The following is a 20,682-nucleotide window of genomic DNA, read 5'->3' as shown; positions in this document are numbered from 1 at the left end:
CCGCACAATCAGGCACAGGGACGGGAGCGCCATGACCGGCGGGTGTGACCAGATCGGCGGCCGCATCGGCATGTGGCTGTTCCTCTACACCGAGATCATTCTCTTTGGCGGACTGTTCGTCCTCTACGCCGCCTACTTTCACGAATATCCCCGGGCCTTCGCCGAGTACGGCAAAGAGCTGGACCGGGTGATCGGCGCGGTCAACACGGTCCTCCTCCTGGTGTCCAGCTTCACCGTGGCCGCGTCGCTCACGGCGCTCAGGCAGGGGATGCGCCGGCTGTGCCTGGGGCTGCTCGCCGTCTCTTTCTGCTGCGGCACCATCTTTCTGGTGAACAAGTACTTCGAATGGGGCCACAAGTTCGCCATGGGCCTCTACCCCAGTTCTCCGGCCCTGGCCGGCGCTCCGCCCGGCAAAAACATCTTTTTCGGCCTGTATTACGTCATCACCGGCCTCCATGGCCTGCACGTGCTCATCGGCATGACCCTGCTCGCCATCAGTTTCGTGCTGGTACAGCGGCGGCGGGCAACGGCGGACCGGTATGCGATCCTGGAAAATTCGGGCCTGTATTGGCACCTGGTCGATCTGATCTGGATCTTCGTTTTTCCGCTTTTCTACCTGATCCTGTGAACAAGGAGCCAACGATGGATTCCGGCGAACAGCATCTTTCCTCCTATGCCACCCTGGCCCTGGTCCTGGTGGCCCTGCTGGTGCTCACCGGCATCACCGTCGCGGTGAGCTATGTCGACCTGGGGCGGTTCAACGTGCCGCTGACCCTGGCCATCGCCAGCACCAAGGTCTCGCTCGTGCTGCTGTACTTCATGCATCTCAGATACGAGGGCCGGGCCATCCGCGTCTCTTTCATTGGGACGATCTGCTTTCTGGCGATCATGATCGGCTTCACCTTCTGGGATGTGGCATTCCGCTAACCGTCAAGGAACGAAACAATGGATCCTGTCGTCGGCATAGATCGGGCCTTCTGGTACATTCTCGTCGTTTCCGCCATTTTTCTGACCGGCATCACGCTGGTCATGATCTATTTCGTCGTCCGCTACCGCCGCAGTCGCCACCCCCAGCCGGCCGACATCCGCGGCAACTGGCGGCTCGAACTGCTGTGGACCGTCATCCCGACCGTCATCGCCCTGTCCATGTTCGCGGTCGGCTGGAAATCCTACACCGGCCTGCGCACCGTGCCGGCCGGATCGGTCGAGATCCAGGTGCTGGCCCAGATGTTTTCCTGGATTTTTGTCTACGGCAACGACAAGGAATCGGAGAACCTGCTGGTGGTGCCGGAACACACCCCGATCAAGCTGAACATCGAGTCGCTGGACGTGATTCACAGCTTCTATCTGCCGGCCTTCCGGGTCAAGGCCGATGCGGTGAAGGGGCTGCCCACCTATGTCTGGTTCAGGAGCGGCGATCCGGGGGAATTCACCATTCTGTGCGCCGAATACTGCGGGATCGACCATGCGAAGATGCTGGCCACGCTCAAGGTGGTGCCGCGCACGGAGTATGACGCCTGGCTGGAACAGGAAGGGGAATAGGCCGGCGCTTTGGTGAGACGGAACCTGGCCGGCACCCTGCGGGTTTGGAGTCGGGTGATCAAGCTGAACCGCTGCCTGCCGATCGCGCTGTCGGCCGGCTTCGGCTTCATCCTTCAAAGGCCGATGCCCGATGCGGCTTTGGGGGGCGTCGTCGCCGGCGTGCTGCTGTTGGCCTGCGGCTGCGCCGGGCTCAACAGCGTGCAGGAGGCGCGGATGGATCGCCTCTACCGCCGCACCTGCGACCGGCCCGTGGCGACCGGCCTGGTCCGTCGGGGCCATGCCCTGGCGCTCAGCGCTACGCTCGTGGCGCTCGGCCTGGGCATCCTTTTTGCCGGCAACCCCAGCCGGCTACCGCCGCTGTTGGGGCTGGCCGCCGTGTGCCTCTACAACGGCCTGTACACCCCCCTCAAACAGGTTTCGGTATTCGCGCTCGTCCCCGGCGGCCTGGCGGGCGGCCTGCCGCCGCTCATCGGCTGGACCGCGGCCGGCGGCGGCCTGGCCGACCTTCGTCCCTGGCTGCTGTTCGCCCTCTTCTTTCTCTGGCAGATTCCGCACTACTGCCTGATTCTGCTGCGTCACCGGGACGATTATCGCGCCGTGGCGCAACCGTCCCTGATCCGGCTCTTTTCCGAATCGCTGCTGAAGAACATCACCCTGGTCTGGGTCGGTGCCCTGGCGGTGGTGGCCATGACCCTGGCCCTGGACCGCGACCTGCTCCAGCCGGGTTCGCGTCTGACCCTGGCGGGCATGGCCGTATTTCTGGTTCTCTTCCTGGGGCAACGGCTCCTCAGGACGCAGGCCGACGACCGCCTGCCGTTGTGGCTGTTCAACGGCGTCTTTTTTTCCGCCCTGCTCGTCGTGGCCCTGGTGCAGCTCCTTGCCGCGGGTTGACCGGCGGCGGGGCGGCAATCGTTTGTTTCGCAACCGGGCGCAAACACAGCCGCTTTCAGCTCACTCCAGCGATTTCTCGACAACCTCCCGGACGTCGTCGGACAACGAACGCACGGCGCCGATCCGTTCGAGCTGCCGTTGCATCAATGCCTGGCGGCCGGCATCGTAGCGCCGCCACTGGGTGAGCGGCGTGAGCATGCGGGCGGCGATCTGCGGGTTGAGCGGATCGAGCAGCAGGACCTGATCGGCCAGGAAAATGTAGCCGGCGCCGTCGGCGGCATGGAACTGGCTGTGGTTGGTGGCGCAGAAGGTCGCGATCAGGGCGCGGACCTTGTTGGGGTTCTTGTGGGTGAAACTCGGGTGGACCGTCAGCTTGCGCACCCGCTCCAGGGTGCCGGGCAGGGTGCAGCCGGCCTGGAGGATGAGCCATTTGTCGACCACCAGGGGGTCGTGGCGCCATCGGGTGTGGAAATCGGCGAGCAGTTCGGTGCCCGTGGCGAGATCGGCGTTGACCACGCAGGTCAGGGCGGAGATGCCGTCGGTCATGTTGTCGCTGGTCCGGTACTGCTGCACGCCGAGGTCGAGCAGGTCCAGATCGAGGCGCCCGTCCAGGTCCGGGGTCAGCAGATAGGCGAGGCAGCCGTTGCGCAGGGCTCGTTTGCCGGCGTCGGCGGCGTTATACCGGTAAGGGCCCGCAACGCGCAGGCTGTGGTAGCGTATCAGCAGCTCCTCGCGCAGGTTGCGGCCGATCAGGGCCCGGAATTGCTGGCGGGCCGCGAAAACGGCCACCGGGTCGATGGTGGCCATCTGCTGGCCGATCCAGTTCTCGGTGGGCAGGATCAGGGCCATGGCGAGAAAGGCCGGGTCGGAATCGCGGTCGGAGAGCAGGTTGCGCAGCCCGTGCAGCAGCCGTTCGTCGATTGCGACGGCCTCGCCGCGCCGGTAGCAGTCGATCTGGGCCAGCAGGTGGCGCAAACTCAGTTTCTGGCCGGCGTCCCAGCGGTTGAACGGATCGGGGTCGTGCGCCATCAGGCGGCTCAGTTCCTCGTCGGTCTGCTCGAACACCACCTTGACCGGCGCGGAAAAGTTGCGGAGAAAGGACACGGTCGGCCGGCTGGCGATGCCCTCCAGCACGAACCGCTGCCGCCGCTCCGAGAGGATGAGCACCCTGGTGGTCGGATCGGCCCCATCGCCGATGGCCAGTGGCTTGCCCGCCTCGTCGAGCAGGCCCACGGCCAGGGGCATGGTAAAGGGTTCTTTTGCCGCCGCTTCCCTGGTGGGCGGGCAGGTCTGTTCCACCTCCAGGACGAGTTGTTGGGCGGTCTGGTCGTAGTCGGCCCGCACAGTCAACTCCGGCGTGCCGGCCTGGCTGTACCAGCGCTTGAATTGATCGAGGCTCCTGCCCCAGGCCGCCTCCATGGCTGCGACGAAATCGTCGCAGGTCACGGCCTGGCCGTCGTGCCGCTCGAAGTAGAGATCCATGCCCCGGCGGAAGGTCTGCGGCCCCAGCAGGGTGTGGAGCATGCGGATCACCTCGGCACCTTTGTTGTAGACCGTGAGCGTGTAAAAATTGTTGATCTCGACGAACGAGGGCGGCCGCACCGGGTGGGCCATGGGGCCCGCGTCCTCGCGGAACTGGAAGGAGCGGATGATGTTGGCGTCCTGGATGCGCTTGACCGGGCGGGAGATCATGTCGGCGGTGAATTCCTGGTCGCGGAACACGGTCAGCCCTTCCTTGAGGCTCAACTGGAACCAGTCGCGGCAGGTGATGCGGTTGCCGGTCCAGTTGTGGAAGTATTCGTGGGCGATGACCCCCTCGATGCCCTCGTAGTCGATGTCGGTGGCGGTTTCGGGCAGGGCGAGCACGTATTTGGAGTTGAACACGTTCAGCCCCTTGTTCTCCATGGCGCCCATGTTGAAGTCGTCGACCGCCACGATCATGAAGGTGTCGAGGTCGTATTCGCGGCCGAACCGCTCCTCGTCCCAGCGCATGGCCTTTTGCAGGGAGCGCATGGCATGGCCGCATTTGTCGCGGTTGCGCTCCTCGACATAGATGCGCAGGTCGACGGTGCGGCCGGAGCGGGTGGTGAAGGTATCGGCGATGTGCACCAGGTTGCCGGCCACCAGGGCGAAGAGGTAGCAGGGCTTGGGAAAGGGATCGTGCCAGGTGGCGTAGTGGCGGCCGTCCTTCAGGTCGCCGGCTGCGATCAGGTTGCCGTTGGCGAGCAGGACCGGGCAGGCGGTTCTGTCGCCGATCACCGTGGTGGTGAACACGCTCATCACGTCGGGCCGGTCGGGAAAGCAGGTGATGGTGCGGAAGCCCTCGGCCTCGCACTGGGTGCAGTAGTTGCCCGAGGACAGGTACAATCCTTCCAGGGCGGTGTTGCCGGCCGGGTTGATCCGGGTTTCGACGGTCACCGCAAAGGGTTGCTCGGGCGGTTCGGGGATGGTGAGCAGGCCGTCGGCAAAGGTGTACCGGCTATCTGCGAGCAGGGCGCCGTCCAGTTCCACCCACACCAGCTCCAGCCGCTCGCCGTTGAGCACCAGCGGCTGTTTTGTGGTGGTGTTGGCCCGGCAGGAGAGGGTCGCCCGGACGCGGGTGGCGTGCGGATCGAGTTCCACCCGCAGGTCGATGCGGTCGACCAGGTAGGCGGGCGGCGTATAATCTTTAAGAAACGTTTCCTTTTTATGGGCTGTCACGGGGCAACCTCCTGGGGAGAGTGGGATGGGGGCGATTGCGGCACAATAAAACAGAAGTTCGCGGTATCGGGCCGGACTGCGGAATATGGCGGCTTTCGTTTACGGATTTCCGGATGCCGGCGTTTGTGGTATGGTGCGCCGGTCGAAACCGGCCCTGCCAACGGCATCCGGTGCGGTTTTTTTCTCAACCGGCCCGACCCGAGGGTTTTGCAAGGCTAGCGTAAAGATCCGATGAAAGCAAGGAGAAGGCGCGCATTCGCTCGTTGGCGACAGACACCGTCGTGTGCCGGCGGCAGGCGGGCAGCGTTTGGCCGCGGTCCGGAGGGCTGCAATCGTGGCTGAACGGGCCGATGTGCTGGTGATCGGCGGCGGGCCCGGCGGCCTGGCCTGCGCGACCCTGCTGGCGGAGCAGGGCGCCAAGGTGGTGGTGGCCGAGCGCAAGCCGGTGCCTGGACCCAAGGTGTGCGCCGGCGGCCTGACCTGGCACGGCCTGCTCAGGCATGTGCCGGCTGCCCTGATCGAGCGGGCCTTTCCCGAGCAGGACATCCGCACGCCGTGGCAGCGGGTGGTGGTGGCCGAACCGGACCCGATCGTGGCCACGGTCAACCGCGAACGGCTCGGCCAATGGATGGCCGAACGGGCGCTGGCCGCCGGGGTCGAGGTGCTCGCCGGTACCCGGATTGTGCGCCTGGAGGCGCATGGCGCCACTCTGGAGGCGGTCTCCGGCCGCCGGTCCGCTATCGCCTGCGGGCATCTGGTGGGGGCGGACGGCTCCACCAGTCTGGTGCGCCGCTTTCTTGGACTGCCAACCGCTGCCATGGGCATCGGCCTCAACTGCCTCCATCCCGGTAGCCACACCCGCATGGAATGGCACCTGGATGCCCGTCTGTTCGGGGCTGGCTACGGCTGGATTTTTCCCCACCGGGAGACGCTCTCCATCGGCGCGTACGGCGACATTCGCCTGTTTTCCGGCCGGGAGTTGAAGGAGCGGCTGCTCCGGTGGGCGGCGGCGCAGGGGTTCCGCCTCGACCCCCGGACCATCCGCGCCGGGCTGGTCAATTACGACTATCGGGGCGTCCGTTTCGACCGCGCCTGGCTGGTCGGGGATGCCGCCGGCCTGGCCTCGGGCCTTACCGGCGAGGGTATCTATCCCGCCCTGGTTTCCGGGCAGGCGGTGGCGCGGATGATCCTCGATCCCGCTCATCCCGGCGACGAGTTGGCGCGGCTCGCCGCCCGCCACCGCCAGCACCGCCGGCTGACGGCCCTGGCGGTCAACCACCGCCGGTTGCGCCGGCTGCTGATGGAGATCACGGCGCTGCTCCTGCGCACAAAAGTCATTGATTTTCACCTGCTGGAAATGGCAGACTAGGGAAACCTTCCCGGCTGCCCGCGCTCCTTTTGCTCAACGGACTCTATGACTACCCAACAAAAAAAACTACTCGCCAACGGCCTGTTCATCGTCGTCGGAATCGCGATCCTGGGCTTTCTCCTCGATGCGCCCCCCGAGACCACCAAACCGTTGCCCCACGACCAGAATCACGAACGCTTCATGACCATGGACAAGAAAGAGGCGGAACGGTTGTGCGAAGACTGCCACGCCCCCGGCAAGCAGGCGCAGCTTCCCGCCGACCATCCGCCTCCCTACCGCTGCCTTTTCTGTCATAAACGAAAATGAACGACACCGCGCCCGCCATCCAGGATGTCTACTATGTGTCCGGCTCTACCGCCATCCTCGCCGAGGACATGGGCAAGGCCCTGCTGGCCCAGTTCCAGGGCATCCGCTTCCGCGAGGAGAAGATCCCCTTTATCCACACCCCGGACGACGCCCGCAAGGCCCTGGCCCATATCCTGCAACAGTCGGAAGGCAGCCGGCCGCTGGTTTTCTGCACCATCATGGATCAGGAGACCAGGAACGTGTTCGACTGCCCGGAGGTGAAATTCTTCGACATTTTTCTCAACACCCTGGAGTTGCTGGAAAAGGCGCTGCACATCAAGGCCCGGCGCGAACCCGGCTATTCCCGCCACTTCACCATCTCCAGGATGGACAAGCGGGTCGATGCCATCCATTTTTCCCTGGAGCACGACGACGGCACCAGGCCGGCGGAATACGACGAGGCCGAGATCATCCTCATCGGCGTGTCCCGTTCGGGCAAGACGCCGGTTTCCATCTACCTGGCCACCCACATGGAACTCAAGGCCGCCAACTTTCCCCTGACCGCCGACCATCTCGACCGGCACGAACTGCCCAGGGAGATTATCCGCAACCGCAAGCGGGCAGTCGGCCTGACCTGTTCGCCGAACTACCTGCACAACATCCGGGAAAAACGGTACGCCGGCTCCACCTATGCCAGCCTGGCCACCTGCACCAGGGAACTGCAGCAGGCCAAACAGCTTTACCTGCGCCACAATCTCAAGGTACTCAACGTCGAGGGGCGCTCCATCGAGGAGATCGCGGTGCAGGCGATTCAGGCCATCGGACTCACCGGAAAGCGCGGCCGCACGCGCCACCGGGATATGGTCTGACCGCCACCGGATCTCGGCGTTCGCCGCTTCGACGAAGAGGTGTCGTGTTCGTCCGGTCAAAACGCATCGCCCCACCGCAGTTGCAAGGAGGATTTCGTATGGATCACCTGTTCCGGCCGCTTCAGCTCGGCTCCCTGACCCTGCCCAACCGCATCTGCATGGCGCCGCTCACCCGCTGCCGGGCGGACCGCGACCATGTGCCCACTCAACTGATGGCCGAGCACTACGCCCAGCGGGCCTCGGCCGGCCTGATCATCGCCGAGGCCACCATGGTGCAGGCGGGGCAGTCGGCCTTCCAGACCGAGCCGGGCATCTACAGTGCGGCGCAGATCGACGGCTGGCGGCGGGTGACCGAGGCGGTGCACGCCAGGGGTGGCCGCATCTTTCTGCAGCTCTGGCACGGCGGCCGGGCCTGCCATCCCCTGATCAATGGCGACATCGAGCCGGTGTCGGCCAGCGCCATCGCCATCACCAACGACATCACCCACACCCCGGAGGGTAAGGCGAACTACGTGGTACCGCGCGTCCTGCACGACGACGAGCTGCCCGCCATCGTCGCCCTGTTCGGGCAGGCGGCGGCCAACGCCCTGGCCGCCGGATTCGACGGCATCGAGATCCACGGCGCCAACGGCTACCTCATCGACCAGTTCCTGCGCGACGGCTGCAACCGGCGCACCGGCCCCTATGGTGGCCCCGTCGAAAACCGGGCCCGCCTGCTTTTGGAGGTGCTGGCGGCGGTAGGCGTGGTCTGGGGCAGCGAGCGCGTGGGTCTGCGGCTGTCGCCCCTCTCCAGCTTCAACTCCATGGGCGACAGCGACCCGATCGGGCTGGCCCGCTGGCTGGCCGAGCGGCTCAACGCCTGCAACCTGGCCTATGTCCATCTGATCCGCGGTGACGTCCTGGGCGAGGTGCAGGGCGACGTGCTGACCCCGTTTCGCCAGCGCTACCAGGGTGTGCTGATCGCCAACCTGCACTATACCGCCGCCGAGGCCGAGGCGGCCATCGCTGCCGGCCAGTGCGATGCCGTGGCCTTCGGCACCGCCTACATCGCCAATCCCGATCTGCCCGAGCGGATCAGGGCCGGCGCCCCGCTCAACACGCCGAACCCGTCCACCTTCTATAAGCCGGGGCCGGCGGGATACACCGACTATCCCTTCATGACGACCACCTGACATGGCGGAGCAAAACGGCCATACGCCCTTTTCGTGGCGGGCGCGGCTGCAAAGTTTCCGCTACGCCCTGGCCGGCTTGCGGGTGCTGCTCGGTAGCCAGCACAACGCCCGCATCCATGCCGCAGCCACCGTGGCGGTGGTCATCGCCGGCACGGTCTGCCGCCTCCGGTCTGCGGAATGGGCCCTGGTGCTGCTTGCCATCGGCATGGTCTGGGCCCTGGAGGCGGTCAATACCGCCATCGAGTTGCTGGCCGACGAGGTCTCCCCGGAGGAGCGGCCCCGCATCGGCCGGGCCAAGGATGTGGCCGCCTTCGGCGTGCTGGCCGCGGCCCTGGCCGCGGTCGCCATCGGCCTTCTTGTTTTCCTGCCCCGGCTTTTTGCCTGAATTCCGTTTGAACCTCTACCATCCCTGCACCAATGAACACGCAACGAAAAGATTTCGACACCGCCGCCGCCAACTGGGACGAAAAACCGCAGCGGGTACGGCTGGCCAACGAGGTGGCCGACGCCCTCATCCGCGAGTTGGCCCTCACTGATGCGATGAACCTCCTGGATTTCGGCTGCGGCACCGGCCTCTTGACCCTGCGGCTGCAACCGCTGGTCAGAACCATCGTCGGCGCCGACAGCTCCCGGGGCATGCTCGACGTGCTCAACGCCAAGATCGCTGCCGCCGACCTGGGCAATGTCTGCTCCATGAACCTGGATCTGGAGCAGGGCGACACCCTGAAGGGCAAGTATCATCGCATCGTCAGCAGCATGACCCTGCACCATGTCCGGGAGATCGAGCCGTTGCTCGCCCAATTCCATAACGCGCTTATGCCCGGCGGCATGGTGGGTCTGGCCGATCTCGACCTGGATGGCGGCCTGTTCCACGAGGACAACACCGGCGTCTTCCATTTTGGCTTCGACCGGACCGCGCTGCAGGCCATGCTCGAGGCTGCCGGCTTCACCGGGGTGCGCGACCTGACCGCCGCCGAAATCGCTAAGCCGGCCGGCGACGGCACCAGCCGGCGTTTTTCCGTTTTTCTGCTGACAGCCAGGAAAGAGCCGCCCGAAGTTCCCTCCCGTTAAAGGGCAGGCGGCCGGATGACGCTCTGCGGGTTGGCGCGGAGGGTGTCGTGGAGGGCCGCCGTCGGCGGGCAATGGCTGCCGCGGCGATGGCGAGCCGAAGGCCCCACCCCGGTGCCGGGTGCACGGGAATGTTAGGAAAACGTGATGTGCAGGGTGCCGGCGTCGTTCGTTTTTGACAGCCGTGCGGCGGGTCATATACAATACCCTCGCCATGGCAAATCCCTTCGCCACGGCACGGATCGATTCTCCGGACACTCAACCTCGGTGGGGCATGGCGAACGGGCAGCGGCGGGTCAAGGCAACGGCGGACATCAAAAAAAACAGGCTGCATGTCGTCATTTCAGGCACCATCGACGCCAAAACCCTGGAAAAACTCTACACGGACGTCCGTTTCTGCGTTGCCGACCTGAAAAAGGGATTCAACGTGGTGAGCGATGTCTCGGATTGCAACCTTCTCTATATCACCGGGCTGCCGATCTACAAGAAAATCATTGATTTCCTGATCGGCCATCAGGTTGGCGCCATTGTGCGGATCATCAGAGACGACAATGTCAGTTTCAAGCAACTTATCAATTTTTCGGAACAAATTCATTGCTATCGCGCGCTTTACGCCGAAAGCAGGGAAGAGGCGGAGCAAAAACTCGAAGAACTGGCGCAAAGAGACGGCCTCCGCTTTTCGCTCAGCACCATGCCGATCCAGTATGAGCGAAACGGGCAGACGAATATCGGCAGCGTGATCGACATCTCGGTCAGCGGCTGCGACATCCAATCCCGGTCGGCGCCGCCCGCCGTGGACGACGAACTCGGGATCACCATCGAATTCGGTCCGCAGGAGAACCCGGACGAACGGTTTCAGATGCGGGCGCGGGTGGTCCGCAGTGAGGAAAGAAATGGCCAGTTCGCCGTCCAATTCCTCGACCTCGACGAGGAGCACAGGGACCGGCTCTACAAGCGGCTCGCCGGCGAAGTGAGCAAGGCGTCCGTTTTTCCTCCCAAAGAGGCCAGCAAGGCCGCGGAACGCCGGAGCACGGACACGCTGGACGGCGCGGTCTTATCGGCGTTGCGCCAGTAGTTCCCGCACCTTTTTCCCGCATCTTTTGCCTTTGCACGGGCCGCCGCCGATACCGGTGACGGTGGCGACCTCGGCAAAGCTGGCGGCGCCGTTGTCGATGGCCTCGATCAGCCGGATCAGCTTGACGCCCTTGCAGATGCACCCGGCCTTGAGGGCGGCCATGGGCCGTTCATCCGGCTGCACGCCCATCCTCCCCGCGCAACTGTCCGTGAATCTGCCGGGCCAGTTCCGGGCCGATGCCGGGGATAGCGGCCAACTCCCCGACGGTGGCCTCGGTGATGCGTTTGACGCTTCCCAGGGCCTGGAGCAGGAGTCGTTTTCGTTTCGGCCCGATCCCTTCGATGGCGTCGAGGCGGGAGCGCAACTGCGCCTTGCCGCGCAGTTTCCGGTGGAAGGTGATGCCGAAGCGGTGGGCCTCGTCGCGGATGCGCATCAGATAGAGCAGGGTCGGGGCGTGCGCCGGCAGCAGCACGGGATTCTTGCGGCCCGGCCGGAAGAGTTTTTCGCCTTCGTCCGCCTTTTCCTTGGCAATGGCCACCAGATCGATACGCTCAAGGCAATCGAAGCGCCCCAACACATCCACCGCCACCTGCAACTGCCCCTTGCCGCCATCGAGCAGCAACATGTCGGGCAGGTTGTCTTCTTCCACGCCCTTGCTGATCCGTCGTTCCAGCACCTCGCGCATCATGGCGTAATCGTCGGGGGTGTCCTGCGACCGGATCCGGTAATGCCGGTAGAGGTTGGCCGCCTTCTCGCCGTGCACGAAACAGACTAGGGAGCCGACCGCCTGTTTTCCCAGAAGATTGGAGATATCGAGACATTCGATGCGCTCCGGCCGGTTGATCAGCCGCAGCCTGGCCTGGAGCGAGGCGGCCAGCGCGTCCCAGGAATGTTCTTTCTTGGTCCGTTCTTCGAGGACCTGGGCGGCATTGGCGGCAGCCATCCGCATCAACTGCATCCGCTTGCCCCGCTGCGGCGACACGATGGCCACCGGCCCCTCGCGCAGTTCGGCCAGCCGTTCCGTCAGCAGGTCCTGATCCTCAACGGCAAAGGGCAGCAGCACCTCCCGCGGCGGCTGGCGCTCGGACGAGTAGTATTGCAGGATGGTCTGGGCGAGCAGGCTGTCGTCTTCCCCCAGGGGGTCGGCCAGGAAAAAGGACTGGGCGCCGGTGATCATGCCGCCGCGGACAAAGAGCAGGGCAATGCCGACTGCGGCGTCCTGACGATGGATGCCGAACACGTCCTGATCGAGGTGATGCTCGGCTGCCACGGCCTGGTGTTCGATGGTCCGGGTCAGCGCCTGGATCTGGTCGCGCAGCGCGGCGGCCTGTTCGAAGGCCAGGTTCGTGGCCGCCTGCTCCATCCTCGCGGTCAGTTCCCTGACGACCTCGCCGGTCTTGCCTTCCAGGATCAGCAGCACATCCCGCACCATGGCCTGATAAACCTCCGGTTGCACCTTGCCGGCGCAGGGCGCGAGACAGCGGCCCATCTGATAGTTGAGGCAGGGCCGCGGCCGTTCCCGCACCGTGGCGCAGCGGCGCAGAGGAAACTGGCCGTGGAGCAGTTGCAGGGTGGCACGCATGGCCGTGGTCGAGGCATAGGGGCCGAAGTAGCGGTTGCCGTCGCGCAGCCGCTTGCGGGTGACCGTGACCCGTGGCCAGGGATCGCGGACGGTGACCTTGATCAGCGGATAGTTCTTGTCGTCGCGGAGAATGACGTTGTAGCGCGGCCGATGCTGCTTGATCAGCGAGGCCTCGAGGATGAGCGCCTCTTTTTCGGTGGTGGTGAGGATGGTTTCCACCCGCTGGACATGGCTGAGCATGACTGCGGTCTTGGAGTAGGCGGGGCCGGCGAAGTGGGCGTACTGGCTCAGCCGCTTGCGCAGGTCGCGGGCCTTGCCCACGTAGAGGACCTGCCGCTTGCCGAGCATCAGGTAGACGCCCGGCCCGTGGCTGACGGTGGCGAGAAAGGCGGCCGACAGGGGGGCAGGCTCGGCCGCGTCGGCTTGCTCTGGGGGTGATGCTGACGGAACCAAATGATTTTCTTTGTTCTATTTTTGTGTATTATCGGATGGTCGCATGAACGATGAGGTGTGTCGGCAGCCACGGTGTTCCCTTAAAAACTAGGCAGCAGGACGGCAAAAGTACACCATAAAATGAGGCAGAAATGAAAGGTGTCGAAAGGAACAGGGGCTTTTCTCTGCTCCAGGCAAGGTCCTCGCCCGTCGCTCTCCCTCTTCCTGAAAAACAAAAGGGTTCTTGAATAATCAAGAACCCTTGGACAGTCATGTGGTGGGCGATACAGGATTTGAACCTGTGACTTCCACCGTGTGAAGGTGGCACTCTCCCGCTGAGTTAATCGCCCTGTAAACGAGTTGGCACTATATAAAAAAATGGTGAGTTAAAGCAAGCGTTTTTTGGGTCAAGGGAGAGACAATATCCGGAAGGTTGCCGGTTGATCCGGGAAGAACGTGCTGAAATCCTGTCTGAAAGGAAAACATTTCCGCCTGGGGAGGCCCCCGGCCGTCGCCGCTTCTGGCGGAAAGGACTGCACGAGGGCGGCAACCAGCCCGAGCGCAGGGCTGTCCAACCGTTTTAACCACCGCAACAAAACAAAAAAGAAAACGCCTTCAGGGTTTGATATAGGCGTAGCCGTCCTGCTGCAATTCAATCAAGGCCACGATTCCGGCCGGGACAATCTCGCAGCCCTCGACCAGGCTGTCCGGATCGACATTGAAGCGGTTGAGGGCGTTGCGGCAGACCTTGAAGGCTACCCTGGCCTGCTGCAATTGCCAGATCTCTTCGCGGTAAGGGGCGCACCGCTCGGACTGGAGCAGCGTGACCGCCGGGCCGTTGACCAGGATGACCAGATCGTAATGCTTTTCCGGAATGGCACGCAGCAGGTTGCCCACATTGGCCAAGGCGATTGTCAGCGGTTTGACCTCATCGAGGTCGACATGAAAGACGGCGCGATAGATCATATTCTGCTCCATGGTTCAGGTTCGGTGGAAGGCGGCGGCGAAAAGCCGTTGGGTGTACTCCTGCTGCGGGTTGGCGAACAGGGCGGCGGCCGGGCCGCTTTCGACGATGCGCCCCCGCTGCATCACGGCCAGCTGGTCGGCCAGCGAGCGCACGGTGCGCAGGTCGTGGGTGATGAAGATGTAGGTCAGTTGGTAGCGGTCCTGCAACCGCTGCAACAATTCGAGCACCTGTTTCTGGATGGTCATATCCAGGGCGCTGGTGGGTTCGTCCAGAATGAGCAGCTTGGGCCGGAGGATGATGGCGCGGGCGATGGCGATGCGCTGGCGCTGGCCGCCGGAAAACTCGTGCGGAAACCGACCGGCCAGGGCCGGGTCGAGTTCGACGTCGCGCAGGGCCTGGGCAACCAGAAGCCGCCGCTCGTCCTTGCTGCCGCCGAGGCCGTGCACTTCCAGGCCCTCGGCGATGATCTGCTCGACGGTCATACGGGGCGACAGCGAGGAGAAGGGGTCCTGGAAGACGATCTGCAGCTCCTTGCGCAGGGGGCGGAACCGGCTGCCGCGCAGGGTCGACAGGCAGTGGCTGGTGCCGGGTTCGGGAAAATAGAACACGTTGCCGTCGTAACGGATGAGCCCGAGCAGGCAGAGGGCCAGGGTCGATTTGCCCGAACCCGATTCGCCGACCACGCCCAGGGTGGTGCCGGCGCGCAGGCTCAGGCTGACCTTGTCCACGGCCTTGAACGCCGGCCGGGGCCGCCGTCGCAGCCAGTCGCTCCAGTTCATTTTCAGGGGGAAGGCGCAGGTGATGTCAATCAGCTCGATCAGCTTGGCGCCGCCCGGCCGGGTCGGCTGCACGCCGTCGGGCACGGCGGCCAGCAGACGGCGGGTGTACGCCTCGCGGGGATTGGCGAACAGTTCGGCCGCCGGCCCCTGCTCGACGATCCGGCCGCCATGCATGATCGAGACCGTGTCGGCGACCTTGCGGACCATGGGCAGGTCGTGGGTGATGAGCAGGACCGCCATCCCGTATTCTTCTTGAATGTCTTGAATAAGATCGAGAATCTGATTCTGGATGGTCACGTCCAGCGCCGTGGTCGGCTCGTCGGCGATGAGAAGTTTCGGCCTGCAGGCCAGGGCCATGGCGATGATCACCCGCTGGCGCTGGCCGCCGGACAACTGGTGGGGATAGCAATCGATGCGGCCCTGCGGGTTGTCGATGCCGGTACGTTCCAGCAGGTGCAGGGCGCGGTCATGGGCTTCGCTTTTGCCGAGGCGCTGGTGGAGCAGCAGCGGTTCCATCAACTGGTCGCCGATGGTGTACACCGGGTTGAGCGCCGTCATCGGCTCCTGGAAGATCATGGCGATGCGGTTGCCGCGGATGGCCCGGATCGCTCGCTTGTCCAGTTGGGTCAGATCCCGGCCCTCGAAGTGGATGGCGCCGCTGGTCTGGATGTCGTTGGTCTCCTCCAGCAGGCGGAGCACGGAAAGGGCGGTGACCGACTTGCCGGAACCCGATTCCCCGACCAGGGCGTGGGTTTTCCCCTCGGCGATACGGAGATCGATCCGGTCCAGGACCGGAGTCAGGTGGCCCTCGGCATCGCGAAAGGCGAGGGAAAAATGGTCGATGCTGAGCAATGAAATCATAGGATGCGAAGACGACGGTGAGGGAATGCGCTACCCTACCCGAGGGACGGCCGCAGGGCAACAGGAAGATGCCGCCGTTGCCCGTTGCGGCAATGGTTTGGCGGATGACCCGCGCGGAATGGAACATGACCGCATCGCCTTCGCCGCAGTGCCGTGGCCGGGGCAAAGTTATGTCTTCTCGTTGCGGTCAGCGGTTGAACGCATTACCTTGCTGGCAGTGCGGCCGGCTCGTCGGGGCCTTGGCCGGATTCGTGCACTTCACCGGGCATTTTTCCCATGATCAGAAAACTCCGTGCTTCTCGCTGGCTTGCCACCTTCGTTCTCCTGCTCCAATTGGCATTTCCGGTGCACGTTTTCGCCCTGAGCATCGGCGAGGAGCGTAAGATCGGCGAGTATCTGCTTTTTTCGGTGCGCAAGGAATTCCCGGTCCTCGACGATCCGGATATCAGCCAGTACATCAACGGGTTGGGCAGGAAAGTGTTGGAGACCGTGGGGCCCCAGCATTTCGACTACCGTTTTTTTGTGGTCAAGAGCGATCAGTTCAACGCCTTCGCCGCGCCGGCCGGGCTGGTCTTCTTTTATACCGGCCTGATCGAGGCGATGAGCACCGAGGATCAACTGCTCAGCGTTCTCGCCCATGAAATCGGCCACGTGGTCAGCCGCCACATTGCCCAGCGGCTCGACAAGGGAACCAAGATCAGCGCCCTGTCGCTGCTCGCCGGCATCGCCGGCCTCGCCCTGGGAGTTCCCGGTCTGTCGCAGGGACTGCTGACGGGCTCGCTGGCGGCGGGGCAGGCGGCCAACCTGCAGTACAGCCGCGAAGATGAAGAGCAGGCCGACCGGCTGTCCTTCGGCTGGATGCAGCAGATGCGCCGCGATCCCACGGCCATGGAGCAGATGCTCAAGAGCATGCGACGTGTCACGCGCTACCATATCGGCAGCGAGGTGCCCCAGTATCTCCTGACCCACCCCAACCCCGAAGCCCGGTTGGGTTATGTCCAGTCGCTGCTGGAGCTGGAGCGGCAGAAGGCCACCGACAGGAACTATGTCACAACCGACAACTTCGATTTTCTCCGCTTCAAGTATCGGGTGTTGGTCCAGTCCATGGATCTCGACACTCTGCGGACGCACTGCGTTACCGCCATGACCTCGGCGACGACGAATGAGCAGCGGATCATGGCCCGCTACGGTCTGGCCTTGATAGAGGCTGAGGATCGCAACTACGAGCAGGCGCTCCGTCATTTGGCCGCCGTGCGGGAACAGTATCCGCGCCGGGATATCCTGGAGATCGACAGGGCGGTGCTCCTGACCCAGGGTGGCCGCTACGAAGAAGCCAGGCCTATCCTGGAGCAGGCGTTCAAACGCGATCCGAACGATGTCTACGGTGTCTATCAATTGGCCAAGATGGAGCTGATGCGGGGCAACAACCCACGGGCGGAACAGCTGCTCCAGCGGGTGGCCATGTTCATGCCCGAGTTTCCGCAGCTCTACTTCGATCTGGGGCGGATCGAGGCCAATCGCGGCAGGGAAGGGGTGAGTGGATTTTATCTGGGCAAATACAATCTGTACCGGGGCAAGATAAAATTCGCCAAACAGCATTTCACCCGGGCCGCCAAGGACATGAGCGTGCCGGAGAAATTGCGGACCGAGGCCAAGGCGCTCGTCGAGAAACTCAAGGAACTGGAAAAGGAGATCTGATTGCCATGCTCATGCGATTTTCGGTTTCGATGGATGAAAAACTCCTCAACCAGTTTGACGAGTATCTCATCCGTCGGAAATACTCCAACCGTTCCGAGGCGATTCGCGATCTGATCAGAAACGTGCTGGTGAACGAGGAGTGGGAACAGGACAGCGAGGTGGTCGGCGTGGTGACCCTGGTGTACAACCATCACCAGCCGCAGCTCCAGGAGAAGATCACCGAGTTGCAGCACGAGTACCACCATCAGATCACCTCCACCACCCATGTGCACATGGACCACGACAATTGCCTGGAGGTGACGATCGTCAAGGGACGCGCCTCGCAGGTCCGCGAACTGGCCGAGAAGCTGATTGCGCTGCGCGGGGTGAAAAACGGCAATCTCACCATGTCGAGCACCGGCGGCCACCTGCACTGAGGCGGCCGGCCGCTACTCTTTCTTGTGTTTGCGCCAGTTCTGGTGGGTGATGCCGAATTTTTTGATTTTATAGTTCAGGGCGCGGGGGCTGATCCCCAAACAACGGGCCGCATCCTTCTGTACCCAGAGGTTTTCGGTCAGTGCCTTGAGGATGAGTTCCCGCTCGTGGACCTCCAGCGGCTCGGTCACCTGGATCAGCGGGGCCGCGGTCCGGCCCAGTTCCGGTATATGGATTGAGGAAAGCCCGACCAAGTCTTCTTCCTCGAGGATGACCGCCCGTTCGATGGTATTGGCCAGTTGCCGGATGTTGCCCGGCCAATCGTAGCCCTGCATCATCGCCAGAACCTCGGGAGTGAAGCCGGTGATGGTGCCCTTGTTGAGGGAGGCGGTCGATTTTTTCAGGAGGTTCTGGGCCAGGGGGATCAGGCAACGGGGCCGATCCTTGAGCGGAGGCAGATGGATCGGCAGGACATTGATCCGGTAGTAAAGATCCTCTCTGAATTTGCCGGCGGCGATCAGAGCGGGCAAATCTTTGTTGGTGGCGGCGATGAGCCGCACATCCACCTTGATGGTCTTGTTGCCGCCCACCCGTTCGAAGGATTTGTCCTCCAGCACTCTGAGCAGCTTCGACTGGATCTCCAGCGGGATTTCCCCGATCTCGTCAAGGAAGATGGTGCCACCGTCAGCCTGTTCGAAGCGGCCAATGCGCTGCTTGTCGGCGCCGGTAAAAGCCCCTTTCTCGTGGCCGAATAACTCGGATTCAAGGAGTGTTTCCGGGATATTGGCGCAGTTGATCTTGATGAAGGGGCGGTCGTGGCGAGGCGAATTGTAGTGGACCGTGCCGGAAAGGAAACTCTTGCCCGTGCCGGTGTTGCCCGTGATCAGAAGGGTGGCGTCGGTGGCTGCGAATTTTTTCAGGCTGGTGATCACCACCTTGAAGCTGTCGCTTTCGGCAATGACGCGGTCAAAGCTGTAGACGATGTCCTGGGTGCGGCGCAGATAGGCCAGTTCGTTTTCCTGCCGCCGCTTGTCCAGGGCTTGACGAACGGTCCGCTTCACCCGGCCGGGTGAAAGGGGCAGGCTGAGGATGTCGAAGACGATCGGCTCCAGCCGTTTGTCGAGGTGGACGGAATCCTCGGATTCGCAGGTGATGATCACCGGCGTGAACGGCGTTTGTTCCTGCACCTTTTCCAACAGGTAAAATTTGTTGCCGTTCTCCGGATGGTAATTCATGAAGATGATATCGTAGGGTCGTTTGCTGACTTCGGTCTGAAAGATCGCGGGATCGTGTTGAAAGATGAGGTCAAAATGTCCTGCCAGGGCCGTTTCGATGCTTACCCTGCTCTCCGGAGGGCATTTATAGGCAAGAAGAGCGGCTTTTTTCTCGGTCATGATCCTTCCTCGGATATCTGTTTCGATTTGGTGTTTATAATATCTTTTTCGTAATTATAAACAGCCTTTCCGGAAAAGCAACCGGAAGTATGGCGAGTTGTTATCGGATACGCGATGCTGCAATCACCTTTCTGCTCCTGCAATCCCTCTGGACAAGATTATCTGATGATGGCCCGGGCGCTTGTCCAGGCCCGTCGATCCGCCGACGCGGGCGAGGTGCCGGTGGGTGCGGTGGTGGTCACCGCCGACGGAACGATTCTGGCGGAATCGGGCAACAACTGCATCGCCGCCGCCGATCCTTCGGGCCATGCCGAGATGCGGGCATTGCGCCAGGCAGCCCAGGTCGTCGGCAATTACCGGCTGCCTGGAGTGACGGTCTATGTGACTTTGGAGCCGTGCCCCATGTGCGCTGCCCTCTTGGTGCATGCGCGGATCGGTCGTTTGGTGTTCGGAGCACTCGATCCCAAGGGGGGCGGGGTGGTGTCCAAATACCGCATCGGCGGCGATGGTCTGCTCAATCATCAATTCGTGACCACAGCCGGAGTATGTGCCGAGGAATGCGGCCGGGTTTTACAGGAGTTTTTTCGAAACCGTCGTTAATTTTCTGTTGTAAAAAAATGGGACTCAGGATAGAAAAGGCTCCCAAGTTCGGCTGTGCCGGGCAACCTTATAATGGTCGCGTTCATCACGGAGAGGTGACCGAGTGGTTTAAGGTGCACGCCTGGAACGCGTGTGTACGCAAGTACCGTGAGTTCGAATCTCACCTTCTCCGCCATTTTTTAGTAACAAAATCGGGTGGTTGTCTTGATGATAACCGCCCCTTTTTGTTTCCATGTTTGTTCTCGAAACCCCGTGAAATCATTGGTTGCCGCGTTGCGGTTTGAGTTGCAACTCGAGTTCCTTTCGGATTTCTTGGTTCTTCACACGTTCAATAATGTTTTAATTTCCCTTAGGTAAGCCCCCGGCTTTGCCGAGGGACAACAACAGTTTGACGGTTCCGGCAAAATAAAGAAGCCTCCAATCTCGTGGACCGCTCAAAGTCACGAAAAAGGAGGCTTCATGAACAACGTATAATGTTTAAACCACACGAAATGGGAATACAAGTTCCATGTGGTGTGGAGAAGTGCGTCCGGAGAGCGGAAACAGAGTAAAAAGAGGCCTTCGAGCGCAGAGTGAAGCGGCGCGAGGGTGTAAAACCAATCGAATCAATTGCCAAAACAACATGATCTTTGTGAAAAAAAAGGTTCATCCGGCAAACGCGTACCTGGGCTCGGAAGGAGTTATGGAAAAGTGACATGACATGAGCGATGTTGTTTGGTGACCAAACCCGACAACAAAAAGGAGCTCAGCCATGTCACAATCACTTTTGTATCATGCCTTTGGCATCAAAGGCGTCTCCTATCGCAGCACGCACGTCCTCGGCAATGCCCTTGTCTTCTCTGTTGAAACAACCAACCGTCATGTTGTCTGGCAAACCTGCGGGCATCGGTATTGCCAGTTCAAGGGGCAGGCCATTCGCTGGTTCCGCATGGCGCCGGTCGGGCGCAAGCAGGCTTTACTGCAAGTGACCATGCACCGATTGCA

20 protein-coding genes, 2 tRNA genes and 1 pseudogene are annotated in these 20,682 nt (G+C 62.6%); 16 read left to right on the top strand and 7 right to left on the bottom strand.

Features of this window, described 5'->3' with window-relative positions; all coding sequences use genetic code 11:
- Positions 1-31: 31 nt before the first annotated feature.
- The 4 genes from Q362_RS0106025 to Q362_RS22085 are packed head-to-tail and all read left to right on the top strand — an operon-like array spanning position 32 to position 2,433.
- Positions 32-628, top strand: a complete 597-nt coding sequence (locus Q362_RS0106025) for a cytochrome c oxidase subunit 3 family protein (RefSeq protein ID WP_028317955.1) — start codon at positions 32-34, stop codon at positions 626-628.
- Positions 629-642: 14 nt separating this feature from the next.
- Positions 643-927: a cytochrome C oxidase subunit IV family protein gene (locus Q362_RS0106020; protein WP_028317954.1), complete on the top strand. Its 285-nt coding sequence runs from the start codon at positions 643-645 to the stop codon at positions 925-927.
- Between the two features lie 18 nt (positions 928-945).
- Positions 946-1,542 carry a cytochrome c oxidase subunit II gene (gene coxB, locus Q362_RS0106015; protein ID WP_028317953.1) on the top strand — a complete coding sequence of 199 codons (597 nt, stop codon included), beginning with the start codon at positions 946-948 and terminating at the stop codon, positions 1,540-1,542.
- A gap of 12 nt (positions 1,543-1,554) precedes the next feature.
- A complete protein-coding gene (locus Q362_RS22085; RefSeq protein WP_157469920.1) occupies positions 1,555-2,433 on the top strand; it encodes a protoheme IX farnesyltransferase in 879 nt (292 codons plus the stop codon).
- A 60-nt stretch (positions 2,434-2,493) separates the two neighbouring features.
- On the opposite strand, the gene pepN is transcribed toward Q362_RS22085, so the two are convergent.
- The gene (gene pepN / locus Q362_RS0106005) at positions 2,494-5,133 is read right to left on the bottom strand and encodes an aminopeptidase N (RefSeq protein ID WP_028317952.1); all 2,640 of its coding nucleotides are present in this window, start codon (positions 5,131-5,133) and stop codon (positions 2,494-2,496) included.
- A 334-nt stretch (positions 5,134-5,467) separates the two neighbouring features.
- On the opposite strand from pepN, the gene Q362_RS0106000 reads away from it, so the two are divergent.
- From Q362_RS0106000 to Q362_RS0105970, 7 genes are all read left to right on the top strand, one after another.
- Positions 5,468-6,502, top strand: a complete 1,035-nt coding sequence (locus Q362_RS0106000) for an NAD(P)/FAD-dependent oxidoreductase (protein WP_051553751.1) — start codon at positions 5,468-5,470, stop codon at positions 6,500-6,502.
- Between the two features lie 45 nt (positions 6,503-6,547).
- Entirely contained in the window at positions 6,548-6,808 is a 261-nt protein-coding gene (locus Q362_RS0105995) for a hypothetical protein (protein WP_028317950.1), read from the top strand.
- Entirely contained in the window at positions 6,805-7,656 is an 852-nt protein-coding gene (ppsR, locus tag Q362_RS0105990) for a pyruvate, phosphate dikinase/phosphoenolpyruvate synthase regulator (protein ID WP_028317949.1), read from the top strand. Before Q362_RS0105995 ends, ppsR begins: the two co-directional genes overlap by 4 nt.
- A gap of 98 nt (positions 7,657-7,754) precedes the next feature.
- Positions 7,755-8,828 (top strand): alkene reductase, encoded by a 1,074-nt coding sequence (locus tag Q362_RS0105985; RefSeq protein WP_028317948.1) that lies wholly within the window; start codon positions 7,755-7,757, stop codon positions 8,826-8,828.
- Between the two features lies 1 nt (position 8,829).
- Positions 8,830-9,213 carry a diacylglycerol kinase family protein gene (locus tag Q362_RS0105980; protein ID WP_028317947.1) on the top strand — a complete coding sequence of 128 codons (384 nt, stop codon included), beginning with the start codon at positions 8,830-8,832 and terminating at the stop codon, positions 9,211-9,213.
- A 32-nt stretch (positions 9,214-9,245) separates the two neighbouring features.
- A complete protein-coding gene (locus Q362_RS0105975) occupies positions 9,246-9,899 on the top strand; it encodes a class I SAM-dependent DNA methyltransferase (RefSeq protein WP_028317946.1) in 654 nt (217 codons plus the stop codon).
- A gap of 271 nt (positions 9,900-10,170) precedes the next feature.
- Positions 10,171-10,971: a PilZ domain-containing protein gene (locus tag Q362_RS0105970; RefSeq protein ID WP_028317945.1), complete on the top strand. Its 801-nt coding sequence runs from the start codon at positions 10,171-10,173 to the stop codon at positions 10,969-10,971.
- On the opposite strand, the gene Q362_RS0105965 is transcribed toward Q362_RS0105970, so the two are convergent.
- From Q362_RS0105965 to Q362_RS0105945, 5 genes are all read right to left on the bottom strand, one after another.
- Complete coding sequence (locus Q362_RS0105965) at positions 10,951-11,154, bottom strand: (2Fe-2S)-binding protein (RefSeq protein WP_051553775.1); 204 nt, start codon at positions 11,152-11,154, stop codon at positions 10,951-10,953. The two genes, Q362_RS0105970 and Q362_RS0105965, sit on opposite strands and share 21 nt — an antisense overlap.
- Entirely contained in the window at positions 11,141-13,006 is a 1,866-nt protein-coding gene (gene uvrC, locus Q362_RS0105960; protein WP_245590170.1) for an excinuclease ABC subunit UvrC, read from the bottom strand. The genes Q362_RS0105965 and uvrC overlap by 14 nt, the downstream gene beginning before the upstream one ends.
- 254 nt (positions 13,007-13,260) lie before the next feature.
- Positions 13,261-13,335 (bottom strand) — tRNA-Val (locus tag Q362_RS0105955).
- Positions 13,336-13,600: 265 nt separating this feature from the next.
- Positions 13,601-13,951: a DsrE family protein gene (locus tag Q362_RS0105950; RefSeq protein ID WP_028317942.1), complete on the bottom strand. Its 351-nt coding sequence runs from the start codon at positions 13,949-13,951 to the stop codon at positions 13,601-13,603.
- A gap of 15 nt (positions 13,952-13,966) precedes the next feature.
- Positions 13,967-15,592: an ABC transporter ATP-binding protein gene (locus Q362_RS0105945; RefSeq protein ID WP_028317941.1), complete on the bottom strand. Its 1,626-nt coding sequence runs from the start codon at positions 15,590-15,592 to the stop codon at positions 13,967-13,969.
- A 276-nt stretch (positions 15,593-15,868) separates the two neighbouring features.
- Here Q362_RS0105945 and Q362_RS0105940 point away from each other — a divergent pair, with 276 nt between their 5' ends.
- Positions 15,869-17,290 carry a M48 family metallopeptidase gene (locus tag Q362_RS0105940; protein WP_028317940.1) on the top strand — a complete coding sequence of 474 codons (1,422 nt, stop codon included), beginning with the start codon at positions 15,869-15,871 and terminating at the stop codon, positions 17,288-17,290.
- Between the two features lie 5 nt (positions 17,291-17,295).
- On the top strand, positions 17,296-17,706 hold the full coding sequence (gene nikR, locus Q362_RS0105935; protein WP_028317939.1) for a nickel-responsive transcriptional regulator NikR: 411 nt from the start codon (positions 17,296-17,298) through the stop codon (positions 17,704-17,706).
- A gap of 12 nt (positions 17,707-17,718) precedes the next feature.
- Here nikR and Q362_RS0105930 read toward each other — a convergent pair whose 3' ends face one another.
- Complete coding sequence (locus Q362_RS0105930; RefSeq protein ID WP_028317938.1) at positions 17,719-19,098, bottom strand: sigma-54 interaction domain-containing protein; 1,380 nt, start codon at positions 19,096-19,098, stop codon at positions 17,719-17,721.
- 114 nt (positions 19,099-19,212) lie between these two features.
- Between Q362_RS0105930 and tadA the strand changes: the two genes are divergently transcribed.
- The 3 genes and pseudogenes from tadA to Q362_RS19355 all read left to right on the top strand — a co-directional run.
- Positions 19,213-19,698 carry a tRNA adenosine(34) deaminase TadA gene (tadA, locus tag Q362_RS0105925; protein ID WP_028317937.1) on the top strand — a complete coding sequence of 162 codons (486 nt, stop codon included), beginning with the start codon at positions 19,213-19,215 and terminating at the stop codon, positions 19,696-19,698.
- Positions 19,699-19,787: 89 nt separating this feature from the next.
- A tRNA-Ser gene (locus tag Q362_RS0105920) sits at positions 19,788-19,873 on the top strand.
- A gap of 576 nt (positions 19,874-20,449) precedes the next feature.
- A pseudogene (locus Q362_RS19355) lies at positions 20,450-20,682 on the top strand (hypothetical protein); the annotation flags it as partial.

This window comes from Desulfobulbus elongatus DSM 2908, from assembly GCF_000621145.1.
GTDB lineage: Bacteria > Desulfobacterota > Desulfobulbia > Desulfobulbales > Desulfobulbaceae > Desulfobulbus > Desulfobulbus elongatus.
The sequence above is the reverse complement of the archived record's forward strand: the minus strand, read 5'-3'. Positions and strand labels throughout refer to the sequence as shown.